Origin of the sequence: Larkinella punicea, assembly GCF_003334855.1 — a bacterium.
GTDB classification, from domain to species: domain Bacteria; phylum Bacteroidota; class Bacteroidia; order Cytophagales; family Spirosomataceae; genus Larkinella; species Larkinella punicea.
Genome location: NZ_QOWE01000016.1, coordinates 95,132 through 112,853, shown reverse-complemented (window position 1 = coordinate 112,853; position 17,722 = coordinate 95,132). Strand labels below are relative to the sequence as shown.

Sequence of the window (17,722 nt, the reverse complement as noted above, 5' to 3'; positions counted from 1 at the left end):
TTCGGGAATGCTTGACCAAACCATCCGCCAGGAACTGACCGAAGCCCGCTCGGTTCTCGATGCATTTCTTAGCGACGCTAACCAGATTACGGCCATCGGACAAGCTGCCCAATTGATGGCAGAGGCCCTGCAAAACGGCCATAAAATTATTTCCTGCGGCAACGGCGGCTCCCACTGCGACGCCATGCACTTTGCCGAAGAACTGTCGGGGCGGTACCGCGACGAACGAAGAGCACTGGCCGCTATCGCCATTTCCGACTCCAGCCACCTCACCTGCGTGGGCAATGATTATGGTTACGATTTCGTATTCTCGCGTTTTATCGAAGGGCTGGGCAACGAAGGCGACGTGTTGCTGGGCATTAGCACGAGCGGTAATTCGGCCAACATCATCCGGGCTGTGGAAGCTGCCCGGCTGCGGGGCATGAAGGTGGTGTTGCTAACCGGCAAAGACGGGGGCAGGCTGGCCGGAACCGCCGACGTTGAAATCCGCGTCCCGCACTTTGGCTATGCCGACCGCATCCAGGAGATTCACATCAAAGTCATTCATTTGTTCATTCTGCTCATCGAAAAGCTGGTGATTGCCTGATCTTATTTTTTGGCAACGACCATGGCCCGGCCCGGAATCGAGAGGTAGGTGATGACTTTCGACGGTTTCAGCCCGGCTGCGTGTTGCCAGTCCTGAATTTCCCGAACGGAATAATTCCCGGCGGTGCTGGTCAGGCCGTAGAACAGATCCATGCTATTGCCCACCAGATTGGTGCCGACACCGGCCGAATTTCCATCGTCCTCGGGCCGGATAAATTCATTGACAATGTAAACGCCCCCCGGTTTCAGCGATTTGGCCACTTTTCGGGCGACTTCGCGGTTCTGCTCCTCCGAAAAATGATGTGCCAGACTAGACATCAGCACAATGTCGTATTGCGCTTCCCCAAACTCATCCGTCAGCGCGTTGCCGGCCTGGTGCCGAACGCGGTCGCCCATGCCCAGGCGCGCCAGCAGCGGAGCCGCCTGCTCGATGGCCGGTGGTAAATCCAAGATAATCGCCTGGAGATTCGGTAGTTTCCGACACAGAGCCACCGAATGCTGGCCGTGTGAGCCGCCAATGTCGAGCATGAGCGTGGCGTTTTTAGGCACCGGGGCTTTCCGGCCAAATTCCCTGGCTTCTGTGCCGGTGGCCGCCAGCATCGCCTGCTGGTAATACGCCCATTGCTCGGTGGTCAGGTGGTCGTGATACTGAATGCCTTTGCCGGTTTTCAGGTAATCCCCCAACTGCTCCAGCCACGGCCAGACGACCCGATTGTTAAACAGCATCATGCCAAAAACCGACTCCTGCTGGTCTTTCAGCAACCAGCGACGGCTGATGCGGGTCAACGTATACCGGTTATCGCGTTGTTTGAAATAGCCCAAAACCAGCAGCAAACCCATCAATTCCCGCAACGCTTTCGGATTCAACTGACACTCGGCGGCAATCTCGTCCACCGTCTGTTTGCCGTTGGAAACCGCTTCGAAAATGCCTTTGTCGGCCGCTTCGAGCACGGCTTTGCCCACAATCGGGAAAATCTGGGCGTGCAGAAGCGGTAGCGGTACCAGATTGATTTTAAGGGCGATCCATTCGAGGAGGTTTTCGGGCGTAACGGTGAGTCGCATGCGGTTCAGGATGATTAATTCTTATTATTTTTCGACGTATATTCGTTCTTAGTTAAAACCGGATTTGACCGGTAGAAAGCTGAAATCGTCAGGATTTATTTTCACGGCATGAGTAAGGTACAGGAATTTATTAACTCGGGAATACTGGAGGAGTATTGTCGTGGCCTTCTTCTGCCCGGAGAGATTCAGGAAGTAGAGCGAATGGCCGGCATGTATCCTGCTGTTCAACAGGCCATTGATCGAATTAACCGGACGTTAACGCCACCCGTTGCGCCGGATGAACGACTAAAAAAACGCATCCTGAACACCCTCAATCAACTCGGAAAGCCCCCGGTTTTCGATTTGGGCAATTTGCCGCTCATCAATGCCTATTCCGACGCTGAGCAGTGGCAGCGAACGGTAGCTTCGATTCAGCCCACCCGCGAATTTCGGAACCTGTATGTTCACCCGCTGCGGTCTGGCAACGGTATTGAGCAGTTTATTCTGTGGGTAAAAGAAGAAGTGAAGCCCGAAGACCACCACGACGAACGCGAGAGTTTTCTGATTCTGGAAGGGGAATGTGAATGCCAGATTGGGACTGAAAAAATCCGGCTGTCGGCGGGCGATTACGTCGACATTCCGCTGGATACCGAACACACGGTCCGGGTGTTGTCACCCGAACCGGTGAAGGCAATTATTCAGCGGGTGAAGTGAGCGGTTTGTCCGGTTTAGCCTCCAGGCGATACGCTTCAATTTCGTTCAAAAGCCCTATCGATCGAATAACCGGAGTCCATTCATTTCCCTCAAACAGCAACCGAAACCATTTCTTGTCGCGATTTTTGTAGTGAATATTCCGGAAAAGCCAGATTGCCAGGAACGTAAAAGCCAGCGAAACGGCGATTTGGAAGAATATCGGGACGCTATTGCCATTTTTAAACCCACTTTCGCTCCAGTAGAACGTGGTCCAGACCGGAAGCTGGAGAAAAAGAAGACGGGCTGCCCAAAGCGTTGATGATTTAAGCCGCGCCAGTTTTTCCTGGGTCGCAACGATCGGTTCGCTGCTGTCAATCTGGTGGATCAGAATGAGCTGATACAGATAGATCCAGAGAGCGATGGCGGTCAGGATCAATTGAATAGCGGCTGAAAACAAGAAAAACTTGCTCATGTTGGAATAGGCATGGATAAACAGATTGGAGATAATGGTTCCGCCCAGGCCAACCCATAATAGCCCCGCGAGGAGGGTGAAGATTTTTAGTGGTTTCATCGCGTTCAGTAAGGATTGAACCTTCATTTTAGTAATATCTTCGGCATTTTTCCGGTTCAGAACCAGGTTTTCGTCCAACTTTTTGTCGTAGGCTTTCCAGAGGTTGATGAGTTCAGTGTCTTCCATAATCAGGCGTTTTTGAGGAGTAAGAATTTCTGTTTCAGTACGGTTTTGATCCGGCCGATTTTGGTAGCCACGTTGGTTTCGGAAAGTCCCATGATTTCCGCAATTTCTTTGTGGCTTTTTTCGTCGAGATACAGCAGCATGAGGGCTTTGTCCAGCTCTTTTAATTCGGTAATGAATTGCTGTAAAACCCCGATTCTTTCTTCCTGTTCGTCACCTGCAGGGGTATCGACAAAATGGATGATTCCGTCCGATAAAGGTTGAGCGATCTGTTGCCTGCGGCTTTCTTTCCGGTAGAATGAAATTGCGACGTTCAGCGCAATGCGGTATATCCAGGTGGAATACTGGAACTGGTCGGTGTAGCGGTCGAATGATTTCCAGAGTTGGACGATGATTTCCTGAACCAGATCTTTCCGGTCTTCTGCATCGACGCAATACGAATTGGCGACCTTATAAATGATGCCTTTATTCGCCTGGAGAACAGCAAGAAAGCGGTCTGACGGGTCTGCGGAAGTCATGCGCGGGGTTCAACGGGTTGGTTGAACAATTATTCGCAGCAAGGTCAAAAAAAGCACAAATTTCCAGACTATTTTTTTTGCGTTTTATCTGAGTACTTTCACCGTCACACTTTTCAATCCATTCGTCACCCGCAGCAGCAACAGGCCCGGCGGTTGATGCTGAACCACAAACGTCTGGCGTTCCACGGTCTGGGCGGAATCAATCTGTCGGGTGGACAGCATCCGGCCCTGCAAATCCGTCAACTCTAGCCGCAGCGGCTGGCCTTCCGCCCCCCGAATTTCGACGGATAGCGCTGTTCCCAAAACCGGGTTACCCAACACCATGACCTGCAAATCCGGTGCGGTTTCGGCCGACAGCCTCGTGGGAACATTACAGGAGAGCGGTTTGCCCGAATCCTTGAGCACAAACGTGCTGCCCTGCACCCGGCCGTAAATCAGGCGCGACGTGCCGTCTTTCAACACCGCCGGTACGTCGAAACTATAGGCGTGGGCGCCGTTGCCTTTGCCCGCATTCTTCAGATCTACCCGGTAGATGTTGGCCACCACACTGCCCCAGACCGTATTGCCGGTGTAGAACTCGACTGTCACCGGGGTGTTGGGTTTGTTGCGGTCCCAGACCCAGCCCCGAATCGTGCCGCACTCCACTTTGTCGAGATAGCCTTCGAAATTGCCCGTCACCGTCGTGGTTTCGGCCGGATTGATCGTCAGGTTAAAACTCACGCTGTTGTTGGCTCCGCCTTCGTCGGTGGCCGAGTAGGTCAGCACAAAGGTGCCTGCTTCGGTGGGCGTTCCGCTGATGACCCGGCTGACGGGGTTCAGGCTCAATCCCGTCGGTAAACCGCTCAAACCGTAGCTCATCGTCGTGCCTTCAGGATCGGTGAAGGCCACGAGTGTTCCCGAGAAGGGGACACCGACCTGCGCCGTCAGCGGAGCGTTGAGAACCGTGGGGGTAGGCGGCTGGGGCGGTTTGTTGCCTTCGGGGGCGGTGCCGACACAGATGATGGCTTTGGGGGAATCTTTCAGGATGAAACTGCTCCCCGCGACCCGGGCCGAGAGACTGTGGGCCAAGCCGTCTTTGACACTTTCGGGAATCGTGAAGCGGAAGGCGTGCCGACCGTTTCCTTTCCCGGCATCGAGCAAATCCTGGCGAAAATCGCCGGCGGGCAGGGTTCCGATGATGGTTGAACCATCGAGGATTTCGACCGAGACGACGGTATTGGGTTTGTTGCGATCCCAGGCCCATCCGCGGAAGGTGCCACAATCGGCCCCGTTGACAAACCCGTCGAAAGAGCCGGTGGTGGTTGGAGCGGTAACGTAAACTGTGAAACTGGCGGGTGGACTGCTACAGCCGTCTTGCTGGCAGGAAACCGTATAACTTAAGGTGCCGGTGGCCGAGGTGAGCACCGCGATGGGGCTTCCGGTGGGATTGTTGGGGCCGGTCCAGGCCAGGGTTCCGCTGCAGCCACTGGCGGTCAGGGTGACAAAGGGGGTATTTTGGATGACGGTTGCACTGCCCGGACTGCTGGCGGATACATTGGTGGTCAGCGTGGGTGTGGGGAGCGCGTTTTCAGTGACGGTTTGGGTCGCTGTCGCCGAACAGCCATTGCTCGTGCCCGTCACCGAAACGACGCCCGCAGAGGACACACTGATGGTGGACGAGGTCGCGCCGGTGCTCCAGAGATACGTGTTGGCCCCCGACGCCGTCAGGGTCGTGCTTTGTCCGGAACAGATCGTGGGATTGTTGGGGCTAATCGAAACGGTTGGGGAAGTATTGACCACGACGGTGATGGATTTCAGGGAAGAAGCCCCCCCTACCTGACTGGTGGCTTTGACGTAATAGGTACCCCCGCCCACGGCGGCCGGATTGGGCACTTCCTGCGTACCGTCAGCATCGGTATAAAAGTAAAATGTGGAATTGGGAATGCTGGAGGAGGCTACACCCTGGGTGAGATCGACCGTAGCGGGCGCGCAGACAGCCGCCGGGTTGGTCACCGTCACGTCGGTTACGGCATTGACGATGAGCGTCACGGAAGCTACCTGGGAGCACTCACCGATGGTACCGGTGACGGAATAGGGCCCGGCGGCTGTTACCGAGATGGCGGGGGTAGTTTCGCCCGTCGACCAGTGGTAACTGGTGGCACCCTCGGCGGTCAGGGTGACAATCTCCCCCTGGTTGACCGTCAGTGAGGGTGTGGCCGTAATGGTGGGTGCGGCTGTACCGTCGGTGGTGGTCAGCACCCCGGTATTCGTGGTGATGGTAAAGGCACCTCCATTGAGATTTCGAACCAGCCCCGAATTCGAACTGATGCCGCTGTCTCTGCTGGAATTCTCGATGAGGGTGCCGCTGTTGGTAAACGTACCGAGATTGGTGATCCTTTTCTGCGTAGTGATTATCGCCCCGCAACCGTTGTTGTTGATGGTGGAACGGTTGTAAATTTCCGTATCTCCCGAAGCCCCAATAGTAATTGTTGCTGAGTTGGTGAATGTGCCAGCAGCATTGTCAATGCCATAACTATCTGTTCGATCAATCTGAATGAATCCTCCCGCGTTATTGTTGAACGTAGCGTTGTTAACTAACCCACTACGACCAATCATGCCGGAAGCCCCAATGGTGATGGTCGAAAAATTAGTGAATGTGGAAACGTTTGCCAGGCCGTTATTTGAGGTTCGGTCAATCTGGATGCGTCCCCCCTCGTTATTTGTAAAGTTGCCTTGATTAGATATACCGTCACCATACACTCCGCCAATCGCCCCAATGATGATGGCTCCGTTATTGGTAAAAATGCCCTCACTGTTCATGCCGTCACCGTTTACTCGGTCGATCTCAATGGTCGCCCCCGTATTGTTGTTGAATGTACCATCGTTTTTCAGACCATGATTGCCCAAGCCGGCCAGACTTCCGATGCGAATCGTCGCGGCATTGGTAAACGTACCTTCCTTGTTGACCAGGCCAATGCTATTTGTTTGGTCAATCTGAATGGTCCCTCCGGCGTTGTTGTTAAACATAGCGCGGTTGTAGATTCCCGAGCCGTTTATTCTACCGGTGTTGCCAATGAGCAATTGCCCCCCGTTCTGAACAGTACCTTGGTTATAGAAAGAGACAGGTATTGTTGTTGAAGCAAACTTGTAGTCATTGATGGCCAGCGTCCCCGAACTGGCAATGGTCAGCGTAGCACCACTCTGCACTTCCACGGATTTGGCCACCGCCGAAGTACCGCCCCCGATGGTGGGCTGGTTGGCGGTGCCGCTCAAAATCACCACATCGTCGGCGGTGGTAGGCACCACGCCCCCGCTCCAGTTGCTGGCGGTGGCCCAGTTGGTGCTGGTGCAGCCCGTCCAGAATGTACCCTCCGCCGTGGTGAGGGTTCCCGAGTTGGTCGTAATGGTAAAGTTGCCCCCGTTCAGGTTCTGTACCAAACCGGTGTTGCTGCTGATGCTGCTGTTGCCGCTGGCCTTGTCGATAATCGAGCCGCTGTTGGTAAAAGTGGTGGAATTACTGATGGTGATGGTATTCTGGGTCGTGATCACTCCTCCACAGGTATTGTTGATCGTATTGGCGTTGTAAATGCTGCCGTACGTAGCCATCAAGGCCCCGATGTTCATCAATCCTTCGTTGATAACCGTGCCACTATTGTACAAGCCACTATTCGTGACCCGGTCAATCTGGATATTTCCCCCTGCCTCGTTCTTGAACGTATTAGAAGTGAAAATGCCAAATTGGCCGACCTCAGCGAGGCTCCCGATGGTGATCGTGGCCGCGTTGGTGAATGGTCCGTTGTTGCTTATGCCATTGGTAGTGGTACGGTCAATCTGAATGCTCCCCCCTGCATTGTTATTGAACGTTCCCATCGTAAGAATACCAGATTGACCGACGGCAGCGAGACTCCCGATTTTGATCGTAGCCGCGTTGGTGAATGTAGCGCTTCCACTGTTGGATATTCCTTCAGAAGTTGCCCGGTCAATCTGGATGGTTCCCCCTATGTTGTTGTTGAACGTGGCCCGGTTATCTATCCCATTAGTTCCAAGAGCAGCGTTCGCCCCGAAAGTGATCTGGGCTGCGTTGTTGAATGTGCCCGAAATATTGTATAAACCATTCGATCTTGACCGGTCAATCTGAATGCTTCCTGCGTCGTTGTTGAACGTGGCCTGATTGATTATTCCATAATTTGTGCCTGTCGTACCCCCAATGGTGATCGTGGCGCTATTGGTGAAGGTGCCACCGGTTTCATTGCTCAAACCAGAGTTGTCTGCCCGGTCAATCTGGATGGTTCCGCCCGCATTATTGTAGAACGTTGCCGCGTTGGACAGGCACGAATTGCCCCCGGAAGCCATACTGCCCAGGACGATTGTCGCGGCATTGTTGAAGGTGCCGCCGGAAACATTGTTTAAACTACTACCTTGTCCCCGGTCAATCTGGATTCGTCCCCCCGTGTTGTTATTGAACGTCGCAGCATTGTAGAGGCCGTAACTGCCGACAACAGTAGGGGTAATGCTCCCAATGGTGATCGTGCCCGCATTGGTGAACGTGCCACTGTTATTGTACAAAGCGTAGCCATATGTCCGGTCAATCTGAATCGTTCCCCCTGCCTTGTTGCTGAAGGTGGCTTTGTTACGAATACCATAAGACCCCGCAGTGTTGAGGTTGCCAATGAGCAGTTGCCCACTGTTCTGAACATCGCCTTCGTTCAGGAAAGCGAAGTATCCGTCTGTAGCGGTCTTGGAGTCATTGATCGTCAGCGTTGCCGAGCTGGCGATGGTCAGCGTACCGCCACTCTGCACTTCCACGGACTTAGCCACCGCCGAAGTGCTAGCCCCGATGGTGGGTGAGGGTGTTACATTCGGGATGATGGCGTCAAGCGTCGTTGTCGGGACGCCCGCCGACCAGTTGCCGGCGGTGTTCCAGTCGGTGTTGGTGGTTCCGGTCCAGGTGGTCTGGGCCAGGGCGGGCAGGGTGGCTAATCCAAAAAATAAAGCCAGGAGAAGCGGTTGGAAATGGATGAGTAGCGTGCGGGTGGTTTTGTAAAACAGAGACATAAACAAGAAAATTGAGGGTTAAAACAGATACGGTTTTTTGAAATCCGATGCCGGTTTTCGGGTTGTGGCTTTGTTCAAGGGTTGTTGGTGTAACAAAAGGTAGCGGTCGATGTGGCCGGTGGTGTCGAAGTGGCAGCACAGGTGCATCAGCAGGTGGGTTTGTTGTCCATCCCGCAACGACAGGTGGGCCGTGCAGTACGAGACCACATAGACGCCGGGTTTGTGCCAGAGCGCCGAAGGCTGGGCAATCTGGATGGGCCAGTGCGTCAGGTTGGTCAACTGCATCCGGGCTACACCGAGCTGTTGCCGCCACTGCTGCCAGCCCGCCAGCACCGCCGGTTTTCCGCGCCAGACCGGTTGCCCATCGGGGGCAATGAATTCAATACTATCGGTGAGCATTTCCCCCCAGGCTTCGGTGTCGAAATCAGCTTGATAAGTGAGGGCTTTCTGGGTCAGCACCAGATAGGAGAGGTCGGCCGTCCCGTAGTCGGTAAGCGGTTCCTTCAGGGTGGTCGGGGTGCAGGCTGTTTGAAGAGCCAGTAACAAAAACAGGACGGGTTTCATAGACCGGTTACGTTGGGGCAAAGTTCGCCCCCAAACCAGCCAGGCCTGTTGGTCTATTGTGTCAAAAACTTAGTGTATTGTGTCAAAAAGTTGGTGTATTGTGTCAGAAGGCGGTTTTATCCAGTCCCACTTTCCGGATGACGGCCTGAAACCGGGGCGTATTCCGCAGTGACTTGAACACCGGCGAAACTTTGAGATAGTCGGGCAGGCTACCCACCTCCGCTCCTTTTTCGAGGTAGGTGAGGCAGCGGTCCGTGTCGCCGAGTCCGATGTACAGAACGGACCGATAGGGGTAATGGGTCACGTCATCCGGCAGGGAATCCAGCAGCGCCCGGGCGGCTGCCGGTTGATGCATCCGGGCTTTTACGTAAGCAATAAAAACCGGAAACGAGCGGGTATCCGGATTGAGTCGTTGCGCCTTTTCGAGTTCACGCAGTGCTTCCGGCCACCGGTTTTGGTTGATGTAATAAAAAGCCGTGCTCCAGTACCAGCCATAAGCCGAAGCATGCAGTCGCTGCCCTTCTTCCATCACCTGTCGGGCTTCTTCAAATCGCCCGGCGTAGGTTAAATTTCCCAAATGGCCAATCATAATCACCGGAAACAGTGGGTCGATGCGCAGGGCTTTGGTGCTGTACTCGATGGCCCGATCAGCCTCGCCCACGGAACGAAGCATCAGGCTGTACCAATAATTGGTCAGGGCGTTATTGGGTTGGTATTGGAGGGCAATCCGGATCGTCGTGAGGGCCTGTTCCCACTTGCTCTGCCGCTGGTACAATTTAGCCAATAGGGCAAAGGCGTTCGCATTTTCGGAATCGAGCCGGATGGCGGTAAGGGCATTTTGTTCGGCCCGTTTCATACTGCTGTCGGCATCGGCATACCCTTCTTCGAAGTACAGAAAATACACCTGCGCCTTGCTGGCGTAGGCTTCTGCAAAGCCGGAATCCAGGGCAATCGCCCGGTTCAGATTGATCAGACTGTTGTTGAGCCCTTCCTTGGTTCGGGTCCGGAGGAAATACTCACCTTTGAGGTATTCGGTCATCGCGGTCGGGTTTAAGGTGGGCGCTTTATCCATTTTTTTCCGGATGATGCTGCTAAGCTGCTGGTTTAGTTCGCCCGCAATCGTTTTGGCAACCGTGCTGGTGAACGCCCACAGGTCTTTTGTCTCGCCCTCGTAGGTCTTGGTCCAGACGGTTTGGTTCTCTTCCGCCCGGATCAGCGCAACCGATAGTTTGATCCGGTTGCCCAACTGAAGGGCACTGCCTTCGAGCAGGTACGAAACATCCAGTTCACGGGCAATTTGCGGGACGGTTTTCGCGGTTTTCTCGTAGGATTGGGTTGAGGTTCGTGAAATGACTTTCACCTGCGGGATGTAAGCGAGAGCCACCTGAACCTGTTCCCGAACGCCTTCGCTAAAATACTGGGTCTCGGCGGTTCCCAGATTTCGGAAGGGCAGAATGGCAATGGAGCTGTCGAAGCCCGATGACGTTTGTAAATCATCGGTTTGCCTGCCGAATCGCAGCCAGACCAACAGCGCCAGACCCGCAACCAGCAGCCCCGGAATAAGGTATCGATACCGGCGTCTAGAGTCCGTAACGGGTGGGGAGACCGGTTGTTGACGAATCGGTTTTGGTTCCGCTATTATCGGCATAGTATCGGCAACGATTGGCTCCGGATCCGGGATAAAATGATCCGTTTCGGGCGGCAGCTTTCGGTATTCGGAAGGACTGACGGCGTAGGCTTCGGTAAAATACTTGCTGAAGTTCTGCGGATTGGGAATGCCGACCAGCTCGGCGATTTCCACACTGCGTAATTCGGTTGTTTTGAGCAGAATTTTGGCCTTTTCCAGTCGGTACCGGCGAATGAACAAGGTGACGGACAGACCGGTGTGTTCTTTGACAAGCCGGTGTAACCCGGATCGGCTGACCCCCATTTCCCGGCAAATGATTTCAGCCGAAAACGAAGGGTTGATTAAATTGCTGTCAATCAGCGATATAAGTTTCGGCAGGAATAAATCGTCGGAACCAACCATGGATCAAATACAGGGTAATGGGGAGACCATGCGCTGCTGATCTTCTAGCTTACGAATTGTAAAAATACAAATAAGACTTGGTTGGCAAGGGCTTGCGGTTTTACGTATGAAATTTTTATCCCCTACAAAAACAAAACCCGGATACTGAACTTAGGTTGGTTTTTAAAAGGTGGCCGGTGATGAAACCGGCCACGGAAAGAACTATGATTGGATAAATGCTAACAGGTCGGCATTGATGGTAGCGGCTTCAGTCGTCGGCATGCCGTGCGGAAAACCGGGGTAGGAGATCAGCTTTCCGTTCTTTAAAAGCTTCACCGCCTTCACGGCGGTCAGATGAAAGGGAACGATCTGGTCATCTTCACCATGCAGAACCAGGACCGGTACATCGACACTTTTCAGGTCTTCGGTAAAATCGGTTTCGGAGAAAACTTTAACGCAATCGTAATGCGCTTTGATGGCCCCCATCATGCCCTGCCGCCACCAGTTATCCCGAATTCCCTGCGAGACTTTGGCGCCTTCCCGGTTAAAGCCGTAAAAAGGCATCGTAAAATCCTGAAAGTATTGGGGGCGCTGGGTGGCCGTACCAGTCCGGATGTCGTCGAACACCGACATGGGAATCCCGTCCGGATTCGATTCGGTTTGTGCCATGAGGGGCGTAACGGCACTGATCAAAACCGCTTTCGCAACACGGCCCTGGCCGTGTTTGGCCACATACCGGATCACTTCACCACCACCGGTCGAGTGGCCGATGTGTACCGCATCTTTTAAATCCAGAAACGCTGTCAGTTCAGCCACATCGGCGGCATAGGTATCCATGTCATGGCCATTTTCGGTTTGCGACGACCGGCCGTGTCCCCGGCGGTCATGCGCAATCACGCGAAAGCCCTGGTTCAGGAAAAACATCATTTGGGCGTCCCAGTCATCGCCGGACAACGGCCAGCCGTGGTGGAATACGAGCGGTTGACCGGTGCCCCAGTCCTTGTAATAGATTTCAGTCCCGTCTTTTAAGGTGATCTTTGCCATTTTTTACGTTTTGGTTGGTAATTGATAAAGTTTCGGAAAGATACTTTTTTTGACGTTTTAGGTCGTCACGAAACCGCTCTTTTCTTTCACTACACTGCCTGAGCCCGGTTTCGCAGGCATCCATTCCGACGCGGCAGCATAACAAATTGTCATCCCTTTTTTCAGCGAAGTCAATTCCTTTGGTTTAAACCGCAAGACAATGCATTCAAATAACATCAGAAGTGGTTGGCATAAAACCCATTCAGATCGGCAGGCACGGCAGGTAAGTTCGCCTGTAAATCTAACAGCAAGGCTATGTCATTCGTGACCGTATTATCCCGTTTATGTCTATTGGCGGTTTTTCTCTTCCTGCTGGATTGCAAGCCGGCATCCCGAGAGGATGACAGCCCCAAACCGCGGCTTGAGCCAGGATTTGGCAAATCGAAAGAACGGCCCGTCGGTACACCTTTCGTGTGGCCCAAAGGCATTACGTTGATTGGCAAACCCGGAACCGATTATGACTGTCAGCAGGAGGCCGGGAGAGAACACGAATATGGCAACGGAGGAGCCGTTATACTCTGTCTGAATTTTTATAACAGTACCAACCAGCCCATTACCATTCAGCTACCACCCGGATTGCTTTTTATCAGCAAATCGGGAAATGTTCAGAATGGAATTTTGCCTTCCAGGGTGTCCATCGAGGTGCCTGCGAAAGAACGCTATCTGGCGTTACTTTTTCTCTATTGTGTCAATTTGGATCGTGAGACATCAAGTCCTGGCGACGAATATGAAGAGCAGCCCATTGTCACCCGCCACCCTGGCATGGAGCAACTCTACCAGTTGCTGGCGAATAAGAAGGCCAATTTTGAAGATTACCCCAAACGCCGGGCCGATCCGAACACGTTGAATGCGGCCATTTGTGTTACCAGCGCGGTTCACAGTATTGCAGACGGTAAACCCATCCGTGAAAAAACGCTTCAGCAAATCAAGGATTTGCCCAATAAATAGTGAGGTCGATCAGTGCGGTTTCTTCAGTATAAGCCATGATCGACTTCTTTTCTTTACGGTAAGATGCCTGCTTCTACTAAAACCGTTTTATCTGCCTGGGTGTTGACTTTCAATTACTTCCGTCGGTGTTTTGCCAAACTGCTTTTTGAAGGCAAACGAAAAATGTGACAAATCTTCAAACCCGACTTCCAGATACACCTGGGCGGGTTTGAGGTGCTGATTCGAAAGTTGAAAATGAGCTTCATCCAGCCGTTTCTTTTTGAGCCAGGTGTAGGGCGTTGTCCCGAATCGTTTCTGGAAATCCCGTTTGAACGACGACAAACTTCGCCCCGTCAAATAGGCAAAACGGTCGAGGCTAATGTTGAAGCGAAAATTACGGTTCATAAATTCTTCCAGATTTATCTTTTCGGGAATGCTGAAATTAAAGAAAACACTGGCCAGTTGTGGATTGGCTTTCAACAAAATCAGCAGCAATTCTTCCCTTTTTAAATCGGCGAAGGTTTCGTCGATCTGTAAATCGCCGGTGTAATAGGGTTCCAGAGAATAGATAAAACTCTGTATGAATTTAGTCGCTTCGATCCCTAAAAACGAGTTGTCATTGGCAAAAACCGGCACGTCGACCGGATGTCGCTCCTGGAATTTTCGCAAAAAAGGCTCGTCCAGCGTAATGATAATTTTCTCGAACCGATCGTTTTCCCTGTACTTCGTATACCGCACCAAATGATTTTTCCGGGCGATTACGGCATCGCCCGGATTCATCGTATACGTGTTTCGTCCGTCAAACGCCTTCATCGACCCTTTCAATAAATACAGAAAAAAATGGTCTGATATGAATTGCTCCGGGGAAATTTCGGGGCCTAAGTGGCAGGATTGGATGTTGTGAACTTTCAATGTTTGGGTCTTTTGTCTGATAATTGTATTGCACTGAAAAATGCCCCTAAATCCCGAAGCGTCGGCCCGGCCTAAAGGGGACTTTAGGCATCCGGATTGAACAGCGTCCAAGTCCCCTTTAGGCCGGGCCGACGCTTCGGGATTTAGGGGCAAAAAGCGAAATCTCTAAATCTAAAAAATTAATTCCTTGGCAAGCTATCAACACTGGCCAGCAAGGCCGCTTCTTTGCTCCGGGGCTGCCAGCCCAACACGGTTTTGGCTTTGTGGTTTGTCATTTCAATGTAAAATTCATTGGGCGTCGGCTGCATGTCGGCAATCTTTTCAGCCCATTCGGGCCGTTCTTTTTTAAACAGTTCGGCGACATCATAAAAGCTCATCACGCCATCCGACGTAGCAATAAACCGCTCTCCACCCGCTTCCGGATGCGTCATGGCCGTGAGATGGATCGCGGCCACATCCCGGACATCGACAACGCCCATTGTAAAATTCGGACTTTCCCGGATCACGCCATTCAGGATTCCGGACACGGCAATATCCAGCGACGCCGAGCTGATTCCACCCAGAACCGGGCCAAAAATTCCCACCGGATTGATCACCGTCAGTTCCAGATTCCCGCCTTCGGTTTCAATGTACTCCCAGGCCGCTTTTTCGGCCACGGTTTTCGACTTGATATACGGCGGAATCGCTGCCGTGGCATCCGTCCAGTCTTCTTCGGTAAAAAGATGGTCTTTGGGATTGCGGCTGTAGCCAATGGCCGCGAACGAGGAGGTCAGCACAACCCGTTTGACACCGGCTTTCTGAGCGGCTTTCAGCACCCGCAAAGCACCATCCCGCGCCGGAATGATCAGTTCGTTTTCATCCCTGGGGTCCTGGGCCGGAAACGGCGACGCGACGTGCAGCACATAATCCACACCCGCCACGGCTTCTTCCCAACCGGTGTCGCTGGTCAGATCGGCCTCAAAAAACGCCAATGCAGTAAAATCGTCAATTCCGGCTTCTTTCAAGGCATTGAGAATGCTGTCTTTTTTCGACAGGGAGCGCAGCGTGGTGTTTACGTGGTATCCTTTTTGCAAAAGTTGCAGAATGGTGTGGATCCCCACAAATCCGGTGCCGCCGGTTACTAATATGGTTTGGTTCGTCATTTTATTTGTGTCGTTAATGAACAGCACAAAATTCCGGATTAGAGCGATTGGCAACTTTGCTGTAACGTCCAGTTTTAGTTTGTTGTGAAGGTCACTACGGGAGCGAAAAAAGGATTGCCACGATAAGGCAATCCTTTTTTCGCTTATTCCTGTGGTCGATTGCCGCAGTTGAATTTGCACTTTCCTACGGGTGTGGTGCTGCGGTTTACCGTTGGTTTTCCGGTTTCGAAATCCATTCGTCGTAGTGGGTGCTTCCCACATACCCGGCGTCATCGGGCACCAGCGTCGTGGCCGTAATGGCGGCCCCTGAATAAACCGCTTTGGCATCGGTTACCACTTCCTGCGGATTGTCGATGCTCGCAAAATAGCGTCGGATCCAGGCATCCAGCTCAAACCGCTCGGGTCCGGCAATGTCTACGATGCGATTGGTTGGCGTTCCGGTGGCGGTTTTGGCCAGAAAAGACGCCACGTCGGCACTGGCGATGGGCTGCACAAGCCCGCGGGGCAGCACGATTTTTCCGTCGGCCGCACTCATGTGGGCAACGCCTGCCGCAAATTCGAAAAACTGGGTCGCCCGAACAATCGAGAACGGAATGCCGGATGCCTTGACCAGGTCTTCCTGCACCTGTTTGGCCCGGAAATAACCGCTTTCCTGGAGTTTGTGGGTCCCGACCACCGAGAGGATAACATGGTGTTGAACACCGGCTCTTTTTTCGGCCGCCAGCAAATTCTCCGTGGAGGTTTTAAAGAAGGCCATCACATCCTCCGTGGCGAAGGAGGGCGAGTTGGAAACGTCGATCACCACCGTGGCGTTTTGCAGGGCTTCTGCCAAACCGGCTTGGGTAATCGTGTTGACGCCGGTATTGGGCGATGCGGCCAGAACGTCGTACTGGTCTTTTAATGTATGGGTTAACTGGCTACCAATGAGGCCGGTACCGCCGATAATGACTATTTTCATCTTGCTTCTTTTTTAACGGATTAAATGTGATGCAAAGGTGAAAACCGCATCGTTTAGAAATCTTAAACTGGTTTAAGAAAGGCTTTTCCGGCGAATTTCGCTCAGGTATTCGGGCGTAAAACCCAGGTAGGAAGCCAGCAGGTATTGCGGAATGCGTTGCAGAAACTCGGGATGTTTTTTGCAGAAATGATGGTATAACTCTTCCCGCGAAAAGCCATACATAAACTTGATCCGCATCTGAGCGGCTGCATACGCTTTTTGATAGACGCACCGGAAATATTTTTCCATCACCGGATGTTGCGCCAGCAGTTTTTCCCGGCTATCCCGATGCAGAGCGAGCACTTCCGTGTGTTCAACCGCCTGAATGGTAGACTCGGTGATCGATTGGCTTTCGTAGGCAAAATGATCGGTTATCCACCAGTTTTCGATGGCCAGTTCTGTGGTTTGTTCCACGCCTTTTTCATTGACATAAAACTTCCGCAGGATTCCCCGTTCGACAAAATAAAGCCATTGGCAGACCTGTCCTGCCGTGAGCAGGTTTTCTTTTTTGCCCACTGTTCTGGTCTGAAAATACGAAAGAATCTGAACCGCTTCGTCATCCGTAGCGGCTGTGAATTTATACAAATGGGCTTTGAAGCGTTCGGGCATGGATCGATGGTTCGCAACAGTTGTTGATGCCTGTTTTACTTGTATTTTTTTATATCAAAATCGATATAAAGCAGGTCTTCTTTCATTTTATCACCTTGCTTCTCCTGTCTGGAAAAATATAGTCTTTTTTCTTTGGTATGGACAAATGGGCAAAATTCAGCGAGGCTGGAATTTATGGGTGATCCCAGATTTTTCGGGGTGGTCCATTTACCTTTTTTCTGAAAAGAGATGTATAAATCGACATCGCCAAAACCGGTCGGATCGGACGAAAAATAGAGCAGGTAATCTTCGTCGGGAGAAATAAAAGGGTTTGATTCCCGCTCCGTCGTATTGATCGGCAAACCTATGTTTCGAGGGGTTTGATAGTTGCCATTTTTAAATTCTGAAACATACAGATCGGATTTGCCTTTGCCATCTTCATTTTCCTTCATGAAGTAAATGTTGCCGTTCCGGGCTACGGAGGCATAGGATTCGGAGCTTTCTGTATTGATTACAGAACCCAGATGGTAGGGTTTGCTCCATTGATTATTCGCCAGCGTAACCGCCCAAATGTCAAAATCTTTCCGGTCCGCACTCCTTCCCGTGTTTCTGTTGGATTGAAATAATACCGTTTTTCCGTCCGGACTAAACAGGGGATCGATGTCTTTCCATTCGCCGGTTGGTGAAGAAAAGGACGCTACAACCGGCGTCGACCAGATACCGTTGTTTTTCCTTGACTCCATTATTTTTAACGTATCTCTTTTTCCATTTGAACGTACCCAGAGGGCAATTTTAGAATCAGGCGAAATGGTTAGCCCAAAAACGCCACCATTGGATATCAGCGAGGGTTCAAATAGTTGTGGTGCTATTTGTGCTTCACAAAGCAGGGCGATACAGAGTAATGCTGCGACGAATGAATATTTCATACTGATTGAC

Annotated in this window: 15 protein-coding genes; 3 read left to right on the top strand and 12 right to left on the bottom strand. The window is 52.2% G+C overall.

Annotated elements, in window-relative coordinates; translation table 11 throughout:
• Positions 1–7 precede the first annotated feature (7 nt).
• Positions 8–586, top strand: a complete 579-nt coding sequence (gene lpcA, locus DUE52_RS19465) for a D-sedoheptulose 7-phosphate isomerase (RefSeq protein WP_114407788.1) — start codon at positions 8–10, stop codon at positions 584–586.
• Between the two features lie 2 nt (positions 587–588).
• On the opposite strand, the gene DUE52_RS19460 is transcribed toward lpcA, so the two are convergent.
• Positions 589–1,647, bottom strand: coding sequence for a class I SAM-dependent methyltransferase (locus DUE52_RS19460; protein WP_114407711.1), 1,059 nt, complete (start codon positions 1,645–1,647; stop codon positions 589–591).
• Between the two features lie 108 nt (positions 1,648–1,755).
• Here DUE52_RS19460 and DUE52_RS19455 point away from each other — a divergent pair, with 108 nt between their 5' ends.
• The gene (locus DUE52_RS19455) at positions 1,756–2,340 is read left to right on the top strand and encodes a cupin domain-containing protein (RefSeq protein ID WP_114407710.1); all 585 of its coding nucleotides are present in this window, start codon (positions 1,756–1,758) and stop codon (positions 2,338–2,340) included.
• On the opposite strand, the gene DUE52_RS19450 is transcribed toward DUE52_RS19455, so the two are convergent.
• The 6 genes from DUE52_RS19450 to DUE52_RS19425 form a co-directional block, all read right to left on the bottom strand.
• Positions 2,321–3,016 (bottom strand): hypothetical protein, encoded by a 696-nt coding sequence (locus tag DUE52_RS19450; protein WP_114407709.1) that lies wholly within the window; start codon positions 3,014–3,016, stop codon positions 2,321–2,323. The two genes, DUE52_RS19455 and DUE52_RS19450, sit on opposite strands and share 20 nt — an antisense overlap.
• Before the next feature lie 2 nt (positions 3,017–3,018).
• Complete coding sequence (locus DUE52_RS19445) at positions 3,019–3,531, bottom strand: RNA polymerase sigma factor (RefSeq protein ID WP_114407708.1); 513 nt, start codon at positions 3,529–3,531, stop codon at positions 3,019–3,021.
• An 84-nt stretch (positions 3,532–3,615) separates the two neighbouring features.
• A complete protein-coding gene (locus tag DUE52_RS19440) occupies positions 3,616–8,565 on the bottom strand; it encodes a DUF8693 domain-containing protein (protein WP_114407707.1) in 4,950 nt (1,649 codons plus the stop codon).
• Positions 8,566–8,583: 18 nt separating this feature from the next.
• Positions 8,584–9,129, bottom strand: coding sequence for a nuclear transport factor 2-like protein (locus tag DUE52_RS19435; protein ID WP_114407706.1), 546 nt, complete (start codon positions 9,127–9,129; stop codon positions 8,584–8,586).
• Between the two features lie 103 nt (positions 9,130–9,232).
• Positions 9,233–11,158 carry a helix-turn-helix domain-containing protein gene (locus DUE52_RS19430; protein ID WP_114407705.1) on the bottom strand — a complete coding sequence of 642 codons (1,926 nt, stop codon included), beginning with the start codon at positions 11,156–11,158 and terminating at the stop codon, positions 9,233–9,235.
• A 201-nt stretch (positions 11,159–11,359) separates the two neighbouring features.
• Positions 11,360–12,181, bottom strand: a complete 822-nt coding sequence (locus DUE52_RS19425) for an alpha/beta fold hydrolase (RefSeq protein WP_114407704.1) — start codon at positions 12,179–12,181, stop codon at positions 11,360–11,362.
• Positions 12,182–12,475: 294 nt separating this feature from the next.
• On the opposite strand from DUE52_RS19425, the gene DUE52_RS19420 reads away from it, so the two are divergent.
• Positions 12,476–13,168, top strand: coding sequence for a hypothetical protein (locus DUE52_RS19420; protein ID WP_133299877.1), 693 nt, complete (start codon positions 12,476–12,478; stop codon positions 13,166–13,168).
• Positions 13,169–13,255: 87 nt separating this feature from the next.
• Here DUE52_RS19420 and DUE52_RS19415 read toward each other — a convergent pair whose 3' ends face one another.
• The 5 genes from DUE52_RS19415 to DUE52_RS19395 form a co-directional block, all read right to left on the bottom strand.
• Positions 13,256–13,960, bottom strand: coding sequence for a helix-turn-helix domain-containing protein (locus DUE52_RS19415; RefSeq protein WP_229312229.1), 705 nt, complete (start codon positions 13,958–13,960; stop codon positions 13,256–13,258).
• A gap of 278 nt (positions 13,961–14,238) precedes the next feature.
• Positions 14,239–15,201: an SDR family oxidoreductase gene (locus DUE52_RS19410; protein ID WP_114407787.1), complete on the bottom strand. Its 963-nt coding sequence runs from the start codon at positions 15,199–15,201 to the stop codon at positions 14,239–14,241.
• Between the two features lie 205 nt (positions 15,202–15,406).
• A complete protein-coding gene (locus tag DUE52_RS19405; RefSeq protein ID WP_114407701.1) occupies positions 15,407–16,159 on the bottom strand; it encodes an SDR family oxidoreductase in 753 nt (250 codons plus the stop codon).
• A gap of 72 nt (positions 16,160–16,231) precedes the next feature.
• Positions 16,232–16,807, bottom strand: coding sequence for a Crp/Fnr family transcriptional regulator (locus DUE52_RS19400; RefSeq protein WP_114407700.1), 576 nt, complete (start codon positions 16,805–16,807; stop codon positions 16,232–16,234).
• Between the two features lie 35 nt (positions 16,808–16,842).
• Complete coding sequence (locus DUE52_RS19395; RefSeq protein WP_114407699.1) at positions 16,843–17,712, bottom strand: TolB family protein; 870 nt, start codon at positions 17,710–17,712, stop codon at positions 16,843–16,845.
• Between the last annotated feature and the right edge of the window lie 10 nt (positions 17,713–17,722).

Bases quoted from the DNA above. Each gene is read 5' to 3' on its own strand.
- lpcA (WP_114407788.1), top strand. From the start codon at position 8: ATGCTTGACCAAACCATCCGCCAGGAACTGACCGAAGCCCGCTCGGTT.
- DUE52_RS19460 (WP_114407711.1), bottom strand. From the start codon at position 1,647: ATGCGACTCACCGTTACGCCCGAAAACCTCCTCGAATGGATCGCCCTT.
- DUE52_RS19455 (WP_114407710.1), top strand. From the start codon at position 1,756: ATGAGTAAGGTACAGGAATTTATTAACTCGGGAATACTGGAGGAGTAT.
- DUE52_RS19450 (WP_114407709.1), bottom strand. From the start codon at position 3,016: ATGGAAGACACTGAACTCATCAACCTCTGGAAAGCCTACGACAAAAAG.
- DUE52_RS19445 (WP_114407708.1), bottom strand. From the start codon at position 3,531: ATGACTTCCGCAGACCCGTCAGACCGCTTTCTTGCTGTTCTCCAGGCG.
- DUE52_RS19440 (WP_114407707.1), bottom strand. From the start codon at position 8,565: ATGTCTCTGTTTTACAAAACCACCCGCACGCTACTCATCCATTTCCAA.
- DUE52_RS19435 (WP_114407706.1), bottom strand. From the start codon at position 9,129: ATGAAACCCGTCCTGTTTTTGTTACTGGCTCTTCAAACAGCCTGCACC.
- DUE52_RS19430 (WP_114407705.1), bottom strand. From the start codon at position 11,158: ATGGTTGGTTCCGACGATTTATTCCTGCCGAAACTTATATCGCTGATT.
- DUE52_RS19425 (WP_114407704.1), bottom strand. From the start codon at position 12,181: ATGGCAAAGATCACCTTAAAAGACGGGACTGAAATCTATTACAAGGAC.
- DUE52_RS19420 (WP_133299877.1), top strand. From the start codon at position 12,476: ATGTCATTCGTGACCGTATTATCCCGTTTATGTCTATTGGCGGTTTTT.
- DUE52_RS19415 (WP_229312229.1), bottom strand. From the start codon at position 13,960: ATGAAGGCGTTTGACGGACGAAACACGTATACGATGAATCCGGGCGAT.
- DUE52_RS19410 (WP_114407787.1), bottom strand. From the start codon at position 15,201: ATGACGAACCAAACCATATTAGTAACCGGCGGCACCGGATTTGTGGGG.
- DUE52_RS19405 (WP_114407701.1), bottom strand. From the start codon at position 16,159: ATGAAAATAGTCATTATCGGCGGTACCGGCCTCATTGGTAGCCAGTTA.
- DUE52_RS19400 (WP_114407700.1), bottom strand. From the start codon at position 16,807: ATGCCCGAACGCTTCAAAGCCCATTTGTATAAATTCACAGCCGCTACG.
- DUE52_RS19395 (WP_114407699.1), bottom strand. From the start codon at position 17,712: ATGAAATATTCATTCGTCGCAGCATTACTCTGTATCGCCCTGCTTTGT.